We start from the raw sequence: 18,605 nt of genomic DNA, 5'->3' as shown, positions 1-18,605 counted from the left end.
ATGTGTGGAATTGTCGGTGCAGTCGCAGAACGTAACATCACTGCCATCCTCCTCGAAGGCCTCAAGCGCCTGGAATACCGTGGCTATGACAGCGCCGGTGTGGCGGTCTATACCAATGACCAACAGCTCGAGCGCATGCGTCGTCCGGGTAAAGTCAGCGAACTGGAACTGGCGCTCGAAGCCGAGCCGCTGGCCGGTCGCCTGGGCATCGCCCACACTCGCTGGGCCACTCACGGTGCGCCGTGCGAGCGCAACGCTCACCCGCATTTTTCCGGTGATTTGGCGGTGGTGCACAACGGCATCATCGAGAACTACGAAGCCCTGCGCGAACAACTCAAGGCATTGGGTTACGTGTTCACATCGGACACCGACACTGAAGTCATCGCCCACCTGCTGAACCACAAACTCAAGGATCTGAACGACCTGACCGTGGCCCTCAAGGCCACTGTTAAAGAGTTGCACGGTGCTTACGGCCTGGCCGTGATCAGCGCTCGGCAACCGGATCGCCTGCTCGCCGCTCGCAGTGGCAGCCCGCTGGTGATCGGCCTTGGCCTGGGTGAAAATTTCCTCGCTTCCGACCAATTGGCCCTGCGCCAGGTCACTGACCGCTTCATGTACCTGGAAGAAGGCGATATCGCCGAAATTCGTCGCGATAGCGTGCAGATCTGGGACGTTAGCGGCAAGGTCGTAGAGCGCCAAACCGTGCAGTACCGTGACGGTGCCGACGTGGCTGACAAGGGCGAGTTCCGCCACTTCATGCTCAAGGAAATCCACGAACAACCGGCTGTGGTGCAGCGTACCCTCGAAGGTCGTCTGAGCCCGGACGGTGTGTTGGTGCAAGCTTTCGGCCCACAGGCTGCCGAGCTGTTCGCCAAAGTGCGCAACGTGCAGATTGTCGCCTGCGGCACCAGCTACCACGCCGGCATGGTCGCCCGTTACTGGCTGGAAGAGCTGGCCGGCATCCCGTGCCAGGTCGAAGTCGCCAGCGAATTCCGCTATCGCAAAGTCGTAGTGCAGCCAGACACCCTGTTCGTGACCATTTCCCAGTCCGGCGAAACCGCCGACACCCTGGCTGCGCTGCGCAACGCCAAGGAGCTGGGCTTCCTCGCCAGCCTGGCGATCTGCAACGTCGGCATCAGCTCGCTGGTGCGTGAGTCCGACCTGACCTTGCTGACCCAGGCCGGTCGCGAAATCGGCGTGGCCTCGACCAAAGCCTTCACCACTCAATTGGTTGGCCTGCTGTTGCTGACGCTGTCCCTGGGTCAAGTGCGCGGCACTTTGGCCAAAGGCGTCGAAGCCACCCTGGTCGAAGAACTGCGTCGCCTGCCGACCCGTCTTGGCGAAGCCCTGGCCATGGACAGCACTGTGGAGAAAATCGCCGAGTTGTTCGCCGAGAAGCATCACACCCTGTTCCTCGGTCGTGGCGCGCAATTCCCGGTAGCGATGGAAGGTGCCCTGAAACTTAAGGAAATCTCCTACATCCACGCTGAAGCTTACCCGGCCGGCGAACTGAAACACGGCCCGTTGGCGCTTGTGGATAACGACATGCCGGTCGTGACCGTGGCGCCCAACAACGAACTGCTGGAGAAGTTGAAGTCCAACCTCCAGGAAGTGCGCGCCCGTGGTGGCCAGCTGATCGTCTTCGCAGACGAACAGGCCGGCATGACCAACGGCGAAGGCACCCACGTTGTGCACATGCCGCACATCCACGACATTCTGTCGCCGATCCTCTACACCATCCCGCTGCAGTTGCTGTCGTACTACGTCGCGGTGTTGAAGGGCACAGACGTTGACCAGCCGCGCAACCTGGCGAAGTCAGTCACCGTGGAATAAGTTATCCACAGCTGAATCGAGGGGCAAGGTTCCTGTTGTTCACAGGACCTTGCCCCTTTTACATTCAGCTCAGAATTTTTCCTCTATCAATCGCAGTGGATAATCCGGCTCTCGATAGCTGCCTGGCTTCTGGCGTTTGGGCAACTTCACGGGCTCCCTCGGAACATCCTTATAGGGAATGCGGCTGAGCAGGTCGGTGATGATGTTCAGGCGAGCCCGTCGCTTGTCATTGGAGTTGGCCACGAACCAGGGGGCATGTTCGGTGTCGGTCATCTTGAACATGTCGTCACGGGCGCGTGAATAGTCGTACCAGCGGCTGTATGACTTGAGATCCATGCCGGTGAGCTTCCAGATTTTGCGTCCATCCTTGATGCGTGCCTGGAGACGTCGTGTCTGTTCCTCTTGGCTGACCTCCAGCCAATATTTGATCAGGATGACGCCTGAATCGACGATTGCACGTTCCACCAACGGAATCGACTTCAGGAAACGGTCAACCTGCTCCTGGGTGCAGAACCCCATCACACGCTCAACGCCCGCACGGTTGTACCAACTGCGATCGAAGATCACCACTTCGCCAGCCGCCGGCAGATGCGGCAGGTACCGCTGGACATACATCTGGGTTTTCTCACGTTCGGTCGGCGCGCTCAACGCCACCACCCGAAAGATACGTGGGCTCACCCGTTCAGTCAGGGCCTTGATTGTCCCTCCCTTGCCGGCACCGTCGCGGCCCTCGAAAACAATGCACACCTTGATCCCTTTTTGCCTTACCCACTCCTGCAATTTGACGGTTTCGACGTGCAGTCGGCGCAGTTCTTCCAGGTAGTCCTTGTTAGACATCTTCGAGCTGTCGGCAGCGTTCTGCTTAAGCGGGCGCTTCTTATCCTTTGCCATAATCAAGACCTCGCAAATTCCCGGTTATGTCAGACTAGATTGTTTTGAACGCCGTATTGGATTCGCAGCCTGACGGTAGCGATTATCTGAGTAGAGGACATACCCAGTGGACCGATTCCAGGAAATGCAGGTCTTCGCCGCCGTCGCCCAGGACCAGGGTTTTTCGGCTGCGGCGCGGCGTTTGGGCCTGTCGGCGGCCAGTGTTACCCGTGCCGTGGCCGCGCTGGAAAAACGCATTGGCACACGGTTGCTGACGCGCACCACCCGCAGCGTGCATTTGAGCGAGGCGGGTCAGCGGTATCTCGAAGACTGTAGGAGGATTCTTGCCGAGGTGCAGGAAGCGGAGGATTCAGCTGCGGGCAGTCATGCCGAACCCCGTGGGCAACTGACGATCACCGCGCCGGTGTTATTTGGCGAGTTGTTCGTTACGCCGGTAATGGTGAGTTATCTGAAGCAGTTTCCTGAAGTCTGCATCAACGGCTTGCTGGTCGATCGGGTGGTGAGCATGGTCGAGGAGGGGATTGATGTGGCTGTGCGCATCGGTGAGTTGCCCGACAGCAACCAGCACGCGATCCGCGTTGGCGAAGTACGGCGGGTGATTTGCGCTGCTCCGCCATTTTTGGAGGCGCAAGGCAGGCCGGTGCATCCTCAGGATCTGGCGCGTGCACCGGTTATTTCGACGTCCGCTATTGGTCAGCTTAAAAGCTGGCCTTTTCAGGATGCGCGCGAGCCACTCAGCGTGCGGGTTGAATCGCGATTGGTGGTGACGGCGAATCAGGCAGCCATTACGGCTGCGTGTCTCGGGCTGGGATTCACCCGTGTCCTGTCTTATCAAGTCGCCAGTAAAGTCGCTTCCGGCGAACTGGAAATCGTATTGGCTGACTTCGAACTGCCGCCATTGCCCATCCATGTGGTGTATCAGGGCGGCCGCAATGCGCCGGCCCGGATTCGCAGTTTTGTCGACTTCACGGTGAAAGCGCTGCGCGAACACCCGGCCTTGCAGGGCTGATGGGTTATTGCACTGGCTGAAATAATTGATTGCGTTTGCTGGTTATTCTGTTGTTTTGGTTGGGGGTGGAAGATGGCTCCCATCGGCGCTGATCGTTTCAGAACGGCGCCACCACCCAGCGGAGTCGACCATGCAAGCGATCAAACTCTACAACTTCCCACGTTCCGGCCATGCTCACCGTGTGGAGCTGATGTTATCCCTGCTGCAACTGCCGACCGAGCTGATCCTGGTCGATATGGCCAAGGGCGCGCACAAACAGCCGGATTACCTGGCGATCAACCCGTTCGGACAGGTCCCGGCCATCGACGATCAAGGCGTGGTGCTGGCCGATTCCAACGCGATTCTGGTTTACCTGGCGAAAAAATACGGTAACGGTCGCTGGCTGCCAGACGACCCGCTCGGTGCCGCCAAGGTTCAACGCTGGTTGTCAGTGGCGGCTGGACCGATTGCCTTTGGCCCGGGCCGGGCCCGGCTGATCACGGTGTTTGGCGCGCCTTACAGGGCTGAAGAGACGATCGCTTACGCCCACGTCTGGCTCAAACTGATCGATCAGGAACTGGCGGATACGGTTTACCTGACCGGCAGCGAGCCGACCATTGCCGACGTGGCCGCCTACAGTTACATCGCCCACGCACCGGAAGGCAACGTGTCGCTCGAGGACTACGCCAACGTACGAGCCTGGCTGGCGCGCATCGAAGCCTTGCCAGGGTTTGTCGGCATGCCGCGCACTGTCGCCGGCCTGCAAAAAACTGCCTGATACCTGCGGCCCGGCATTGTCGGGCCGTTCACACTGCGCCTGGCGCGCACGGGAGAAGCCGTAATGGACCAGTCACCTTGGCACGCGGGCGAAAAACAGTTGCAGGCACACGTCGGTGTTGCCCAGCGAATGGAGGAGTTGGGTCGTAGGGTGGTTCGCACTGAGATGCCGGACCAACACCGCAAATTCTATGAGCAACTGCCGTTCATGCTGTACGGCGCAGTGGACATCGACGGCAATCCTTGGGCGAGCATTCTTGAAGGGCAACCGGGTTTCGCTCATTCGCCCCAGCCAGGTGCGCTGCAATTCAACAGCTTGCCGGGGGCGGATGACCCGGCGCAATTGACTGATGGCGCGGCGATCGGCTTGTTGGGGATCGAACTGCACACGCGGCGGCGCAACCGCCTCAATGGTCGCGTCGGCGCCGTGACGGCGAATGGCTTCGGCGTAACGGTCGAACAGTCCTTCGGCAACTGCCCGCAATACATTCAATTGCGGCAGTTTCGTTCGGTGCCGCTGGCGGATCCCTCGACGCGCATCGCGCAGCACCTGGGCGCTCTGGATGACGCTGCCAAAGCCATGATTGCCGACGCCGATACCTTCTTCGTCGCCAGTTATGTGGATGTGGACGGCCGACGTTCGGTGGACGTTTCCCACCGTGGCGGTCAGGCCGGTTTCGTACACGTGGAAGGTAATCGTCTGACCATCCCGGACTTCGCCGGCAATCTGTTCTTCAATACCCTGGGCAACCTGTTGATCAATCCACGGGCGGGCTTGCTGTTTATCGACTTCAACTCCGGCGACCTGCTGCACCTCAGCGGTCGTACCGAAATCATCCTTGAAGGCCCCCAAGTAGAAGCCTTTCAAGGCGCCGAGCGTCTGTGGACATTCGAGGTGGAGCAGGTGGTGCGTCGGCCCGCAGCACTGGCTCTGCGCTGGCGCTTCGACGGCGTATCGCCCACCAGTTTGCTGACGGGCACCTGGGAGCAGGCCAACGCACGCCTGCAAGCCCGGGCGCTGGGTGATCATTGGCGGCCGCTGCGGGTGGTGCGCATCGAAGCGGAAAGCCACAACATCCGCTCGATCTATCTGGAGCCCGCCGATGGCGCCGGGTTGCCGCTGTTTCAAGCGGGGCAGCATCTACCGCTGCGGTTCAACATTGGCGGCGAGGTGCATATCCGCACCTATAGCCTGTCGAGCGCGCCGTCCGATGACTTTTTCCGCATCAGCGTGAAGCGAGAAGGGCGGGTGTCTTCGCATCTGCATGAGCAGGTTCGTGTCGGTGACCTGCTGGAAGCCCGCGCGCCTCAAGGGCATTTCACCGTGGCAACCCATGAGCGTCGGCCGCTGGTGTTGTTGGCCGCCGGCGTAGGCATTACGCCTTTGCTGTCGATGGTGCGGGAGGTGGTGTATCAAGGCCTGCGCACCCGACACATTCGGCCTACATGGTTTTTTCAGAGTTCTCGCACGCTGGCGGATCAACCGTTTCGCTCCGAGCTGGATCGTTTGCTGGATGACGCCGGTGATTCGGTGCGGGTGCTGCGTCTGCTCAGTCAGCCGGAGGCCGATGCTCAGGAGGGCGAGGACTTTGACCTGACCGGACGGATAGACGCCGCGTTGCTGAAGAACATCCTTGAAGTGGAGGACTACGATCAGCTCGATTTTGTACTCTGCGGGCCGGGCAGTTTTACCCAGGGGCTGTACGACAGCCTGCGGGAACTGGACATCCGTGACAGCAGGATTCACGCCGAGACCTTCGGCCCGTCGACCTTGCGTCGCCGGCCGGACCCCGACGCGGTGGTCATCGAGCAACCGCCCGCCGCGACCACGTCAGTGCCGGTGGTGTTCGAGCGTTCGGCCAAAGAAGCTCGCTGGCAACCCGACGGCGGCAGTTTGCTGGAGTTGGCGGAAAGCCGCGGTTTGCGCCCGGAGTTCAGTTGCCGCGGCGGTTCCTGCGGGACCTGTAAGACTCGCCTGATCAGCGGTCAGGTGAATTATCCACAGCCACCAGCGGAAGTGCCGGAAGTAGGACATGTCCTGATTTGTTGTGCGATTCCGGCGCAGGGCTCGCAGCCTTTGGTGCTCGACCTGTAGCATCTGACGCGGCGTGTAGGAGCGAGCGATGCGGCGCCCCGACTTGCCCGCGAAGCTTTTGGCGGAGTTTAGGACGCCTTCGCGGGCAAGCCTCGCTCCTACAAATATGAGATTCAGGCTTAGGAGTTTTATGGTTTTTCTCGCTCGCCTGTCAGGCTTGCTGGTGATGCTGGCTTTGCTTAGCGGTTGCGAACAACAGGACGCACCGCCGCTCGATCAGCAACTTTATGTATGGCAACGACAATGGACGCCGGCCCACGAAGCCGCACTCAAAGACAGCCGTGCGGACTTTTCGACCTTGCGGGTGTTGGCCTTGCAAGCATTCCCCAAGGCGGGCTGGAACCGGGCGCGAATCGACCCGGTGCTGCTCAAACGGGATGGCTGGCCGCTGATTGCGGTGATTCGTCTCGATGGCCAGCTCAAGTCGCTGGATCAGGACGAGGTCGCTGCGCAGATCCAGCAAGTGCTCAGCGATTGGCAGGCGCAAGGGCTGGTGCTCTCCGGCGTGGAAATCGACCACGATGCCGGGAACGCTCGGCTACCGGCTTATCGGAAATTCCTCACGGACTTGCGCGCGGTGCTGCCGGCTTCCATGCCGTTGAGCATTACTGCGCTGCCGGCGTGGCTCGACAGTCCTGAACTGCCTGCATTGTTATCCACAGTCGATAGCAGCGTGTTGCAGGTGCATGCGGTGAGCGACCCGCGCATGGGATTGTTTGATCCGGATCAGGCCAGAAAATGGGCCAGCGCCTGGAGCCGCATCACTTCGAAACCTTTTTATCTGGCGCTGCCGGCCTATGGCGTAGCGTTGTTGCCGCAGGCCGGCGGCGCACTCGACGTGGAAAGCGAAGTGCCCATTGAGCGCGTCGGCGAGCGCCGGGAATTGCTGGCCGATCCGCAGCAACTGAGCACACTTGCCACCCAGTTGCGCGACGATCCGCCGGCTCATCTGGCCGGGCTGATCTGGTTTCGCCTGCCATTGGTCAATGATCGCCGGGCCTGGAGCCTGACGACCTTGCGCGCCGTGGCCCGTGGCGATGCCCTCGATAGTCGCCTGACGCTGAAACTCTCGGCGCAGGATGGCCTCTATGACGTCAGCATCAGCAATCAAGGCAACCTCGACAGTGCCTGGCCCGAACGCCTGACGCTCGCCGCGCGAGGTTGTGAGGGCGCCGATGCCCTGGCCGGTTATGCGTTGCAACAAAGCCCGGATCTGCTTACCTTCACCCGCCTGCGCGACGGTCGGATCCCGGCCGGTGGGCAGCGCGCCATCGGTTGGGCGCGCTGCACAAACATTGATCAAGGAGGTTCGAATGTTCACCCGTAACTGGCCCCGCCATTTGCTTTGCCTGAGCCTCGGTTTTCCACTGGGTTCGGCAGTGGCCTGCGGGCCGGATTTCCCCATGCGCCTGCTCGACAACCGGGGCCAGTCGCTGGCGGAGCTGCCGGAAGGCAACTTCCGGTTCGAGATCAGTCGTCTCGGGCAGGCGATTACGGGTTTGAAGAACGTCAGCGAAGTCGTCTACAGCATGGACGCGCCTGACTATGCCGTGCAGCGCGACGACGCCGAACAGGCTGGTTTGACGGCGCAGCAGCAGGCGTTGGTCAAACAACTGCGCACGCTGAGCGATGCTCATCAGGTCGAGGCGCAGGGCGCAAGTCTGCCGACCGAGCTCAGGCTCTATCTGGCGGGCGCCGTGGCGTTCAGCGCCGGTGACCATGGATTGGCCGCCGATTACTTCCAGAAAGTGCTCGCATTGCCGGCGGATCAACGCGCGTTGCGCAGCACCTGGGCCGCTTACTCGCTGGGCCGGGCGCTGTTTGCCATGAGCAGCGAAGCGGACGCCGCACCCGATCTGCTGACGCAGTCGCGAAAGGCCTTTGAGCAGGCGCGCCAGTTGAGCATCGACGGCTTCAGCGACCCATTGGAGCTGGGCGTCGCCAGCCTCGGCGAAGAGGCGCGTGTCGCTCGCACGGCGGGCGATTGGGACAACGCTATAAAACTCTACGCCACGCAAAACCTCCACGGTTCCGTAGTGGGTTACACCTCATTGAAGCTGTTGATGGCCGATCTGGCGGCGATGCCTGACGAGCAACTGGCCGCGTTGCTTAAAGGAAAACCGGTGCAGCAGCTGGTCACGGCGTCGCTGATCAGCCGGTTGGGTTGGTCATTTGGTGATCAACCGCCGAGCGAGCAAAAACTGATCAAGCTGCTGCAGAACAGCACGCGCGGCAGCCTCGACAATGCTGATCGGCTGGCGGCCGTGAATTATCAACAGGGCGATTACGCCAGCGCCAAGGCCTTCCTTGAACACGCCGGCGACGGTGGCCTGGCGTGGTGGCTGCGGGCGAAACTGGCGATGCGCGAGGGTGATAAGACGGCTGCCGCCGCCGCGTACGCCAAGGCTGCCCAGGCCTTCCCGCAGAACGAATCCTGGGGCGAGCGACGGACGCCGGACTGGGATTTCGAAACGCTTCAGCCCAAGTGTCGTGTCGAGGGGGAAAGCGCGATCCTGGCGTTGCAACGTGGGGATTATTTGCAGGCATTCGATCAGCTCTATCGCAGCAACGACATTTATTGGTTCGACGCTGCGACCGTCGCTGAGCGTGTGCTGACCGTCGATGAACTCAAGCATTACGTCGACACTCAAGTGCCGGCGCCGCCAGCACTGACTCAGGAGGATCGCGATAACTACGTGCCGTTGTCGGTGGCGGCGAAGTTGCGCAACCTGCTGGGGCGGCGATTGTTGCGTGAGGGCCGTTATGACGAGGCGCCAGGCTATTTCGATAATGCCGACTTGCAGGCCAAGGCCAAGTGGTACGGGGAGTTGCGCCACGACGCCGAGTCGAAATGGTGGCCAACCAAACGGGCATTCGCTTATTACCATGCCGCGACAGTGGCTCGTTTCGACGGAATGGAGCTGTTGGGCTACGAGATGTCTCCGGATTACGCCACTTTCGGTGGCAATTACAGTCTCAAGACTCCCGAGCTCAAGGTCGGCCCATTAATGGCCGAGGGTGAGGTGAAACGGCAGCAAGCCACGTTGGCGCAACCTGATGAGCGTTTCCATTACCGGTTTGTTGCCACCGCGCTGGCGAGTAAAGCGGCTGATCTTTTGCCCCACAGCAGCCAGGCTTTCGCGTCGGTGCTGTGCAAGGCTTCGTCGTGGGGGACGAGCCTGCAAGAGCAAAGCGCGTTCTACCGTCGTTATGTCGAGGAAGGCCCGTATGTCGTCTGGGCGGGTGATTTCGGTCACCAATGCCAGGACCCGGATTTTCAGCGCGCCGACAAGCGCTACGTCACCCAGGTCACCGACGCCGTGCGCTCCGAGCTGCGGCCTTACAAAAAAACTTTGCAGATCGGCGGTGTGTTGGCGGTCACGGCAGCGGCATTGTTACTGATCAATCGTCGCCGCCGTAAGTCGCAGTAAGGTTCAAACCTGTTGAACAAAGGTCAGTCGCAGGGCAAAACCAATCAACAGGCTGCCAAACAACCACTGCTGTACGCGCTGGGCCGAAGGACTGCGTTGCAGCCAACGGCCAAGCGCGGCGCCGGCCAAGGCGTACGCGCTGTCGAACAACAAACCGACACTGACCAGCACCACGCCCAGGGTCGCGAATTGTGCGAGCACCGGCCCTGCATGCGGATCGATAAACTGCGGCAGCAGCACCGAGCAGAACAGCAGCGCCTTGGGGTTCAGCAGGTTGGTCAACAATCCGCGCTGAATGGCTTCGCGCCAACGAGGTTTTCCACAGGCTGAATCTGCGCCGTTCAGGCTCGGGAGCATCGTGGTCCGCAGGCATTGAATGCCGATCCACAACAGGTACGCGGCCCCGGTCAGGCGCACCAAATCGAACGTCCAGGGCGCAGCCTTGAACAGTGCCGCCAGCCCCAGTGCCGCCAACGCCACATGACAACCCCGGGCAATGCCCAATCCCACCGCCGTGGCCAGCGCCGCGCCTTTGCCCTGACGAGCGCCGGTTTGCAGCAGCAGAATCATGTCCGGGCCTGGGAGCAGGTAAACCACTGCCAGCGCCATGAAAAACAGCCAAAGCCCCGCCATGCTGCACCCCTTTCGTTGTCGATTCGGTAGCGCCAGTCTAGGGCTGAAGCACAGGGCAGGTGGTTGCGTAGTTTGCTTCTAAACAGTCTTGAATTGGCATAACCTGCCATTCTTTGACGCATGAACCATCAGGATCTACCAAGCATGAAACTGGACGCTTACGACCGAAAAATTCTCGCGGCCCTGCAACGTGACGGTCGTCTGAGCAACGTACAACTGGCGGATGAAATCGGTCTGTCCGCGTCCCCCTGTTTGCGTCGGGTGCGGATGCTGGAGGAGGCCGGGGTGATTCGCGGCTATCAGGCCAACCTGGACCGCGATGAAGTCGGGTTGGGGCTGACGGTGTTTGTCGGGGTCAAGGTCGAACGCCACAACGACGAACAGGCCGAAGCCTTCCGTGTGGCGGTGATGGCGTTGCCCGAAGTGATTTCGGCGTTTCTGGTGTCAGGGGAATCGGATTTTCTGTTGCAGGTGGTGGTGCCGGATTTGCGTGCTTATGACCGCTTTCTCACCGGGCGGTTGCTGAAGTTGCCGGGCGTGAGCGACATCCGCAGCAACTTTGCGATTCACACTGTGAAAACGCCGGGCGCGTTGCCTCTAGAGCATTTGCCGCTTTAAACCGAGTTGCCCCCTTCGCGAGCAAGCCCGCTCCCACATGTGATCTGTGGCGTACACAAAACCAGTGTGGGAGCGGGCTTGCTCGCGAAGGCGGTAGGCCCGGCACCGAAAACCTCCAGCCCTACATCTGCGTCGCCATCCCCTCCACATTCATCGCCGCCTGGCGCAACGCCTCGGAGCGGGTCGGGTGTGGATGACAGGTCAGGGCAATATCTTCAGCCGAAGCACTGAACTCCATAGCCACGCAATATTCGCCAATCATTTCACTGACGCTCGGGCCTACCAGGTGCACGCCAAGAATCTCGTCGGTGCGCTCATCGGCCAGCACTTTGGCGAAGCCTTCAGTCTCGTGGTTGATCTTCGCCCGGCTGTTGGCGGTGAAGGGGAATTTACCGACCTTGTACGCGCGGCCCTCAGCCTTGAGTTGCTCTTCGGTCTTGCCGACGCTGGCCAGCTCCGGCCTGGTGTAAATGACGTTGGGGATCAGGTCGTAGTTGACCTCGCCTGCCTTGCCGACGATCTGCTCGATACAGGCCATGGCTTCATCTTCGGCCTTGTGCGCAAGCATCGGCCCCGACGTGACATCGCCGATGACCCACACGCCTGCCGCTTCAGTGCGATGACCCTTGTTGGCGAGCATGCCGCGTTTATCCGTGGCGAGGCCAACGTTCTCCAACCCCAGTCCCTCGGTGTAAGGCCGGCGCCCGATGGCGACCAGCACGTAATCGGCTTCGAGTAGTTCGGCAGTGCCGCCGGCGGCCGGTTCTACGCTGAGCTGAACGCCGTTCGCCGAGGTCGTGGCGCGGGTGACTTTCGAACTCAGCTTGAAGCTGATGCCTTGCTTGCTCAACGAACGTTGCAGGGTTTTGCCCGCTTCGCCGTCCACACCAGGGCAGATCCGGTCGAGAAACTCGACCACGGTCACCTGTGCGCCCAAACGCCGCCACACCGAGCCCAATTCCAGGCCAATGACTCCGGCGCCAATCACCACCAGATGCTTGGGCACTTCGGACAAAGAAAGCGCACCTGTGGAATCGAGGATGCGCGTGTTGTCGATGTCCACGCCGGGCAGGGGAGTGGGCTCGGAGCCGGTGGCAATGATGATGTCCTTGGCGCTCAGCTCAGTCTTGCCGCCCTGGCTGTCCGTTACCGTGACTTTGCCCGGCCCGTCGATATGGCCCCAGCCCTTGATCCAGTCGACCTTGTTTTTGCGGAACAGAAACTCGATGCCCTTGGTCAGTCCGGCAACACTGTCATCCTTCTGCTTCATCATTTGCGCGAGGTTCAGCGTGGGTTTGACCTCGATACCGAGGTTGGCAAATTCCGCACCCATGGCCGCGTCATACAATTCAGAAGCATGCAGCAATGCCTTGGACGGCATGCAACCGACGTTCAGGCAAGTGCCGCCGAGGGTGGCGCGGCCTTCGACACAGGCGGCTTTAAGGCCCAACTGGCCGGCGCGAATCGCCGCGTTATAGCCGCCGGGGCCTCCGCCCAGTATCACGACGTCATAGTTGCTCATGGATGTACTCCTGAATTGGATGGGAATCGGGCTGGATAAACGTAGTTCCTGAATAAAATTACGAGCGTAATATGTGCGCAGCCACGCCTTTCGGTCAAGGCTTCAGCCAAGCGACAGGTTGAGCGTCTTTAGATAAAGAGATTTAGTACGAAAATTTCACGGCTTTCGTTATATCGTAACGAATTGCGACGTGAGCAAAGAAAATCACTGGGGTGGTATGCAAGTCGATCTCGAGATTGAGGGCGCAACGGTAGCCGGGCTGCCGCGCTTTCAGCAGGCAGTCTTTCAAGGGCGGCGATTGCGGCAGTTGGCAATCGGCCTCGGCGCGCTCGCAGGGGCAGGCTGGGTGCTGGCGTTTTTCGTCGGGCTGTTTGCACCGCAGTCGCTTTGGCCTGCGGTGCTGGTCAATCAGAGCGCCGGTTTGCTGGTGCTGGTCGCCGGGCTGCAATCGGCGTGGTGGGTGACGCAGTGGCGTGAAAGGGCGATGCACCCGGCGATGCTCCCTGTGGAAGTCGTCGCTGAAACGCCGCCAGTGGGCTGGTATGAACGGCTGCTGGAGCGGATCAGCCAGCGATGGTTGCGGCTGCTGGCGCAGATCGGCGCTTCGACGCTGTGGCTTGGCGCTTGGGCGCTGCTGGTAGTGTTCAGCATCAATCAAGTCTGGAACCTGGCCCTGCCTCCCGCTGCGCTCGGTTTTTCCGCGAGTGTCGCGGCGGCATTGTCGTTACTGCTGGCCTTCGGTTTGCTGGTGCTGGAGCGACAACTTGCCCAGGAAAACGTGGCCCAGTGGCCCGAAGCAGGTTCGCTTGCGCAGCTGACGCGCGTGGCAATCATCTGTCTTGTGCTGGGCGCGCTGTGCCTGTTGTTCGGCAGCGAAGCGTCGGTTTGGCCGGTACGTCTGGCTGTACTGATTGGCCTGCTGCCGGGTCTGGTTGCGGTTGAACTGCTGCTACGCGCGGTGTTGTCACTGTTCAGTCCGCAGCGTGAACAACTCGAACCTGCGTTGCTGGCGCGAAGTTTCGTCGCTGACATGCTGCGCTGGCCACCCCAACCGTTGCTGGCGCTGCAACACGAATTACATAACCGCTTCGGCATCGATCTGCGACAGATCTGGGCCTTCACTTACATGCGCCGGGCATTCGTTCCGGTGCTGGCGGTGGTGGCACTGGTCGGTTGGTCGCTCACTGGCATTCACGAAATTTCCCTGCAAGGGCGGGGCATCTATGAGCGTTTCGGCAAACCGGTGGAGGTCTTCGGCCCCGGTTTGCACGCAGGTCTGCCATGGCCGCTGGGTCGAGTGTTGAGTGTCGAGAACGGCGTGGTCCACGAGTTGGCCACCAGTGTTGGCGAAGCGACGGCGCCGATTGTGGCTGAACCGGCTGAAGGTCCGGCGCCGACGACGGCCAATCGCTTGTGGGACGCCAGTCATGTGAACGACAAGTCTCAGGTGATTGCCAGCAGTCGCGCCGACAAACAGAGCTTCCAGATCGTCAACATGGACGTGCGTTTTGTCTATCGCATCGGCCTCACGGATCAAGCGGCGTTGGCCGCGACGTACAACAGCGCCAACGTGCCGGCACTGATCCGCAGCACCGCCAGCCGGATTCTGGTGCACGACTTCGCGTCTCGTACCCTCGACGGTCTGCTCGGTGAGGACAGGGTAGGGCTCGCCGAAGAGATTGGCCGCGCGGTGCAAGCGGACCTGGAAAAACTCGACAGCGGCGTGGAGATTCTCGCGACTGTGGTTGAAGCGATTCACCCACCGGCCGGCGCGGCCAACGCTTATCACGGTGTGCAAGCGGCGCAAATTGCTGCGCAGGCCTTGATCTCGCGTGAGCGCGGCGCAGCTGCAGAGGCCACTAATCAGGCGCAATTGCAGGCCAGCATCGCACGGGATCAAGCGACGGCCAGCGCGCGTGAAATCAATGCGGCTGCGCAAGCGGCCGATCTGAAATTCAGCGCCGAGCAAAAAGCCTACGCCAGCGCGGGCCAGGCTTTCGTGCTGGAACAGTATTTCAGCCAGCTCTCCCAAGGCCTGACCAACGCCAGGTTGCTGGTTCTCGATCATCGTCTGGGCGGCAGCGGCAACGCGCCGACCATCGACCTCCGTACTTTCACGCTGCCGGTTGACCCTGCATCGGCGCGTAAAACTGCTCAGCCAGGAGCTGCCAATTGAGCCAGTCGCACACTCACGATCACGATGATCACGCCGGCCACGATCACGGTCATGGCGGGCATCATCACGGGCATCACCATCACCACCACGGCGATCCGCAGGAAGCGGGTCCATTCCCGTGGCGGCGCATGGGGTGGGCGGCGTTGCTGGTGGCGTTTGCCATCGCCGCCGCGAGCCTGGTGCAGGTGCGCTCCGGCGAAGCCACGGTGATCACGCGCTTCGGTAATCCGTCGCGGGTGTTGCTGGAGCCGGGGCTGGGCTGGCGTTGGCCCGCGCCTTTTGAAGCGGCGATTCCGGTCGATCTGCGTTTGCGCACCACGTCCAGTGGTTTGCAGGATGTGGGTACGCGCGACGGTTTGCGCATCATCGTTCAGGCTTACGTGGCGTGGCAGGTGCAAGGCGATCCGGACAATGTGCAGCGCTTCATGCGCGCCGTGCAGAATCAGCCGGACGAAGCGGCGCGGCAGATTCGCACCTTCGTCGGCTCGGCGCTGGAAACCACGGCCAGCAGTTTTGACCTGGCCAATCTGGTGAACACCGATGCCAGCCAGGTGCACATCGCTGATTTTGAAGCGCAGTTGCGTCAGCAAATCGATCAGCAGTTACTCGCCACTTATGGCGTTCGTGTGCTGCAAGTCGGCATCGAACGATTGACCTTGCCGTCGGTGACCCTGACCGCCACCGTCGATCGCATGCGCGCCGAGCGTGAAACAATCGCCACCGAACGCACGGCCATCGGCAAACGTGAAGCGGCGCAAATTCGCTCTGCTGCCGAGCGTGATGCGCGAATCGTCCAGGCCGATGCCACGGTAAAAGCTGCCGACATCGAAGCTCAATCCCGGGTCGAAGCCGCACAGATTTACGGCCGTGCTTACGCGGGTTCGCCGCAGTTGTATAACTTGCTGCGCTCCCTCGACACCTTGGGCACCATCGTCACGCCTGGAACAAAACTGATTCTGCGCACCGATGCCGCGCCGTTCCGGGTGTTGGTTGACGGCCCGCCGACACTCGATAACAAGTCCGGATCGCAGCCATGAGTTTGGTTCCACGTGGAACAAATGAGTTAAGTAGCCCCTGGATTCAGGCCGGGCGATTGGCTTTTCTCGCCCTGTATGCGGTGACAGTCTTGGCCGCGTTGGCGTGGGCATTCTCCAACGTGCGGCAAATCGACCCGCAAAATCGCGCGGTGGTGTTGCACTTTGGTGCGCTGGATCGCATTCAGAATGCCGGCCTGCTGTTGGCGTGGCCGAGGCCGTTCGAGCAGGTGGTTTTGTTGCCGGCGGCAGATCGGGTGATCGAGCGTCGGGTCGATAATCTACTGCGCAGCGATGCCGCGCTGCAGGCCGACCGAGCAGCCACTTTCGCCACGCCGCTCAGTGATGCGCTGGCAGGTTCCGGTTATCTGCTGACGGGTGACGCAGGTGTGGTGCAACTGGATGTGCGGGTGTTTTACAAAGTCACCGAACCGTATGCGTTCGTTGTTCAAGGTGAACATGTGCTGCCGGCACTGGATCGGCTGGTGACTCGCAGCGCCGTGGCACTCACCGCCGCACGAGATCTGGACACCATCCTGGTGGCGCGCCCGGAGTTGATCGGCGCGGATAATCAAGCGGCGGAAAGACGCGAACGCCTGCGCGGGGATTTGGTACAAGGCATCAATCAACGACTCGCGCAATTGACTGCAACGGGGCAGGGACTGGGGATCGAAGTGGCGCGCGTGGATGTGCAGTCGAGTCTGCCAGGACCTGCGGTCAATGCTTTCAACGCCGTTCTGACGGCAAGTCAGCAAGCCGATAAAGCCGTGGCCAATGCCCGCACTGAAGCCGAGAAACTCACCCAGGCCGCCAACGAGCAAGCCGACCGTGCGCTGCAAGTCGCCCACGCTCAAGCCAGCGAACGGCTGGCCAAAGCCTCCGCCGACACGGCCACGGTATTGAGCTTGGCCAAGGCGCAACAACAAGGCACCGACCCGCAAATGCTGTTGCGCATTTACCGCGAGCGCTTGCCAAAAATCCTCGGTCAGGCCGGCTCGGTGACCACGGTTAATCCGAAAGACGATTCCCGCCTGATCATTCAGGGAGCTGCACAATGACCGCCCAAACTGCCGCCGCACCGAGCATGTTGTCCTCGGCCGAACAACGCAGCGCTGCACGCCAACTGACCCTGGCCATGCTCGCGCTCGGCTTGCTGGCGCTCGGTTTGATCTGGCGCTGGTGGTCGCCGGAGCAGACGGGCGTCAGTCAATTGCTGCTGGGTTTTGCCTCGTTGCTGGTGGCCGTGCCGGTGATGCGTTCTGCCTGGTACAGCCTGCGTTATCCCAGCTTGCACGGGATCACCGATCAGTTGATTGCGTTGGCGATGTTGGGTGCCTGGGCAACGGGCGATCTGCTGACCGCTGCGTTGTTGCCGATCATCATGATCTTCGGTCATGTGTTGGAAGAGCGCAGCGTGATCGGTTCCCAGGAGGCGATTCACGCACTCGGCAAACTGACACGCAGCCATGCGCGCAAGGTTCAGGCGGATGGCTCCATCGTCGAAGTCGACAACGGCACACTCAAGGCTGGCGACCGCGTGGAGGTCCGCGCCGGTGATCGGGTGCCGGCCGATGGTCGTGTGCTCTCCGGTCAGGCGAGTCTCGATACCGCATCGATCACGGGCGAGTCGGTGCCGGTGGAGGCGGGCGTCGGCATGACGGTGTTCGGCGGGGCGATCAACCTTGATGGCCTGCTGCGCATTGAAGTGACCCGTACCGGCAATGAATCGACACTCGGTAAAGTCATCGCGCTGATGCAAAGCGCCGAGCGTTCCAAGCCGCCAATCACCCGTTTGCTGGAGCGCTACGCTGGTAGCTATATGGTGCTGGTGTTGTTGCTGGCCGCAGTGACCTGGTTCATCACCAATGATGCGCAAGCGATGCTCGCGGTGTTGGTGGCAGCCTGTCCATGTGCGTTGGTGTTGTCGGCACCGGCCACGGCGATTGCCGGCGTCGCGGTTGCCGCACGACACGGGATTCTGATCCGCAGTTCGGCGTTTCTCGAAGAGCTGGCGGATCTGACGTCGCTGGTGGTCGACAAGACCGGGACGCTGACCTTCGGCACCTTGCGCCTGCAATCGATCGACAGTCCGCTGGAAGATCGCAACCACGTGCTGAAACTGGCTGCCAGCCTGGGTTCCGCCAGCAGTCACCCGGTCAGTCGCGCGCTCGCCGGGTTGGTTAGCCAGGAACATTTTCTGCTGCTCACGGACATTCACGAACGTCAGGGCCTGGGCGTGGTAGCGATGACTGAGCAGGGTGAAGCGGCGCTCGGGCGACCGGAGTTGTTCGCGCAATTGGCAATCGCCACTTCAGCGGTTCCTGAACACGATGGCCCGATCGCCGGGTTGGCGCTCAACGGTGAATTCCTGGCCTGGCTGTTGCTCGCGGACAGCGTGAAGCCTGAAGCGCGGTTTGCCTTGAGTGAGTTACGTGAACTCGGATTGGGCCGGCAATTGTTGCTCACCGGCGATCGCCAAAGCGTCGCGAATACGTTGGCCCTGGATGTCGGGATCAGCGATGTCGAAGCCCAGGCCTTGCCCGCGGACAAACTCAACCGTGTGCTGACAGAAATCGGCCGCGGCTTCCAGCCGATGGAGGTCGGGGA

The 18,605-nt window shown here is 61.1% G+C and carries 14 protein-coding genes; 11 read left to right on the top strand and 3 right to left on the bottom strand.

The window, feature by feature from the left end; genetic code table 11:
• Positions 1-1,833 carry a glutamine--fructose-6-phosphate transaminase (isomerizing) gene (gene glmS / locus KGA97_RS03340; protein ID WP_008041429.1) on the top strand — a complete coding sequence of 611 codons (1,833 nt, stop codon included), beginning with the start codon at positions 1-3 and terminating at the stop codon, positions 1,831-1,833.
• Positions 1,834-1,902: 69 nt separating this feature from the next.
• On the opposite strand, the gene ppk2 is transcribed toward glmS, so the two are convergent.
• The gene (gene ppk2, locus KGA97_RS03335; RefSeq protein ID WP_008027519.1) at positions 1,903-2,724 is read right to left on the bottom strand and encodes a polyphosphate kinase 2; all 822 of its coding nucleotides are present in this window, start codon (positions 2,722-2,724) and stop codon (positions 1,903-1,905) included.
• Between the two features lie 106 nt (positions 2,725-2,830).
• On the opposite strand from ppk2, the gene KGA97_RS03330 reads away from it, so the two are divergent.
• From KGA97_RS03330 to KGA97_RS03310, 5 genes are all read left to right on the top strand, one after another.
• Complete coding sequence (locus KGA97_RS03330; protein ID WP_008041374.1) at positions 2,831-3,733, top strand: LysR family transcriptional regulator; 903 nt, start codon at positions 2,831-2,833, stop codon at positions 3,731-3,733.
• Between the two features lie 130 nt (positions 3,734-3,863).
• Positions 3,864-4,490, top strand: coding sequence for a glutathione S-transferase family protein (locus tag KGA97_RS03325; protein ID WP_008041372.1), 627 nt, complete (start codon positions 3,864-3,866; stop codon positions 4,488-4,490).
• Positions 4,491-4,553: 63 nt separating this feature from the next.
• The gene (locus KGA97_RS03320) at positions 4,554-6,584 is read left to right on the top strand and encodes a pyridoxamine 5'-phosphate oxidase family protein (RefSeq protein WP_223480220.1); all 2,031 of its coding nucleotides are present in this window, start codon (positions 4,554-4,556) and stop codon (positions 6,582-6,584) included.
• Between the two features lie 130 nt (positions 6,585-6,714).
• Positions 6,715-7,911, top strand: coding sequence for a DUF3142 domain-containing protein (locus KGA97_RS03315; protein WP_223480219.1), 1,197 nt, complete (start codon positions 6,715-6,717; stop codon positions 7,909-7,911).
• Positions 7,898-10,015 (top strand): hypothetical protein, encoded by a 2,118-nt coding sequence (locus KGA97_RS03310; protein WP_223480218.1) that lies wholly within the window; start codon positions 7,898-7,900, stop codon positions 10,013-10,015. Before KGA97_RS03315 ends, KGA97_RS03310 begins: the two co-directional genes overlap by 14 nt.
• 3 nt (positions 10,016-10,018) lie before the next feature.
• Here the strand turns inward: KGA97_RS03310 and KGA97_RS03305 are convergent, their stop codons facing one another.
• Positions 10,019-10,648 carry a LysE family translocator gene (locus tag KGA97_RS03305; RefSeq protein WP_223480217.1) on the bottom strand — a complete coding sequence of 210 codons (630 nt, stop codon included), beginning with the start codon at positions 10,646-10,648 and terminating at the stop codon, positions 10,019-10,021.
• Between the two features lie 144 nt (positions 10,649-10,792).
• Here KGA97_RS03305 and KGA97_RS03300 point away from each other — a divergent pair, with 144 nt between their 5' ends.
• Positions 10,793-11,266: an Lrp/AsnC family transcriptional regulator gene (locus KGA97_RS03300; protein WP_008027506.1), complete on the top strand. Its 474-nt coding sequence runs from the start codon at positions 10,793-10,795 to the stop codon at positions 11,264-11,266.
• Positions 11,267-11,387: 121 nt separating this feature from the next.
• On the opposite strand, the gene lpdA is transcribed toward KGA97_RS03300, so the two are convergent.
• Positions 11,388-12,788, bottom strand: a complete 1,401-nt coding sequence (gene lpdA, locus KGA97_RS03295; protein WP_192228156.1) for a dihydrolipoyl dehydrogenase — start codon at positions 12,786-12,788, stop codon at positions 11,388-11,390.
• Positions 12,789-13,005: 217 nt separating this feature from the next.
• Here lpdA and hflK (KGA97_RS03290) point away from each other — a divergent pair, with 217 nt between their 5' ends.
• From hflK (KGA97_RS03290) to KGA97_RS03275, 4 genes are all read left to right on the top strand, one after another.
• Positions 13,006-14,964 carry a protease modulator HflK gene (gene hflK / locus KGA97_RS03290; RefSeq protein ID WP_223480236.1) on the top strand — a complete coding sequence of 653 codons (1,959 nt, stop codon included), beginning with the start codon at positions 13,006-13,008 and terminating at the stop codon, positions 14,962-14,964.
• A complete protein-coding gene (gene hflC, locus KGA97_RS03285) occupies positions 14,961-16,001 on the top strand; it encodes a protease modulator HflC (protein ID WP_032828679.1) in 1,041 nt (346 codons plus the stop codon). The genes hflK (KGA97_RS03290) and hflC overlap by 4 nt, the downstream gene beginning before the upstream one ends.
• Positions 15,998-17,056 carry a protease modulator HflK gene (gene hflK / locus KGA97_RS03280; protein ID WP_008027495.1) on the top strand — a complete coding sequence of 353 codons (1,059 nt, stop codon included), beginning with the start codon at positions 15,998-16,000 and terminating at the stop codon, positions 17,054-17,056. Before hflC ends, hflK (KGA97_RS03280) begins: the two co-directional genes overlap by 4 nt.
• The coding region (locus tag KGA97_RS03275; protein ID WP_223480216.1) for a heavy metal translocating P-type ATPase at positions 17,053-18,605 on the top strand (1,553 nt) is incomplete at its 3' end. The genes hflK (KGA97_RS03280) and KGA97_RS03275, both read left to right, overlap by 4 nt.

Origin of the sequence: Pseudomonas sp. BF-B-15 (assembly GCF_019946675.1) — a bacterium.
GTDB lineage: Bacteria > Pseudomonadota > Gammaproteobacteria > Pseudomonadales > Pseudomonadaceae > Aquipseudomonas > Aquipseudomonas migulae.
The sequence above is the reverse complement of the archived record's forward strand: the minus strand, read 5'-3'. Positions and strand labels throughout refer to the sequence as shown.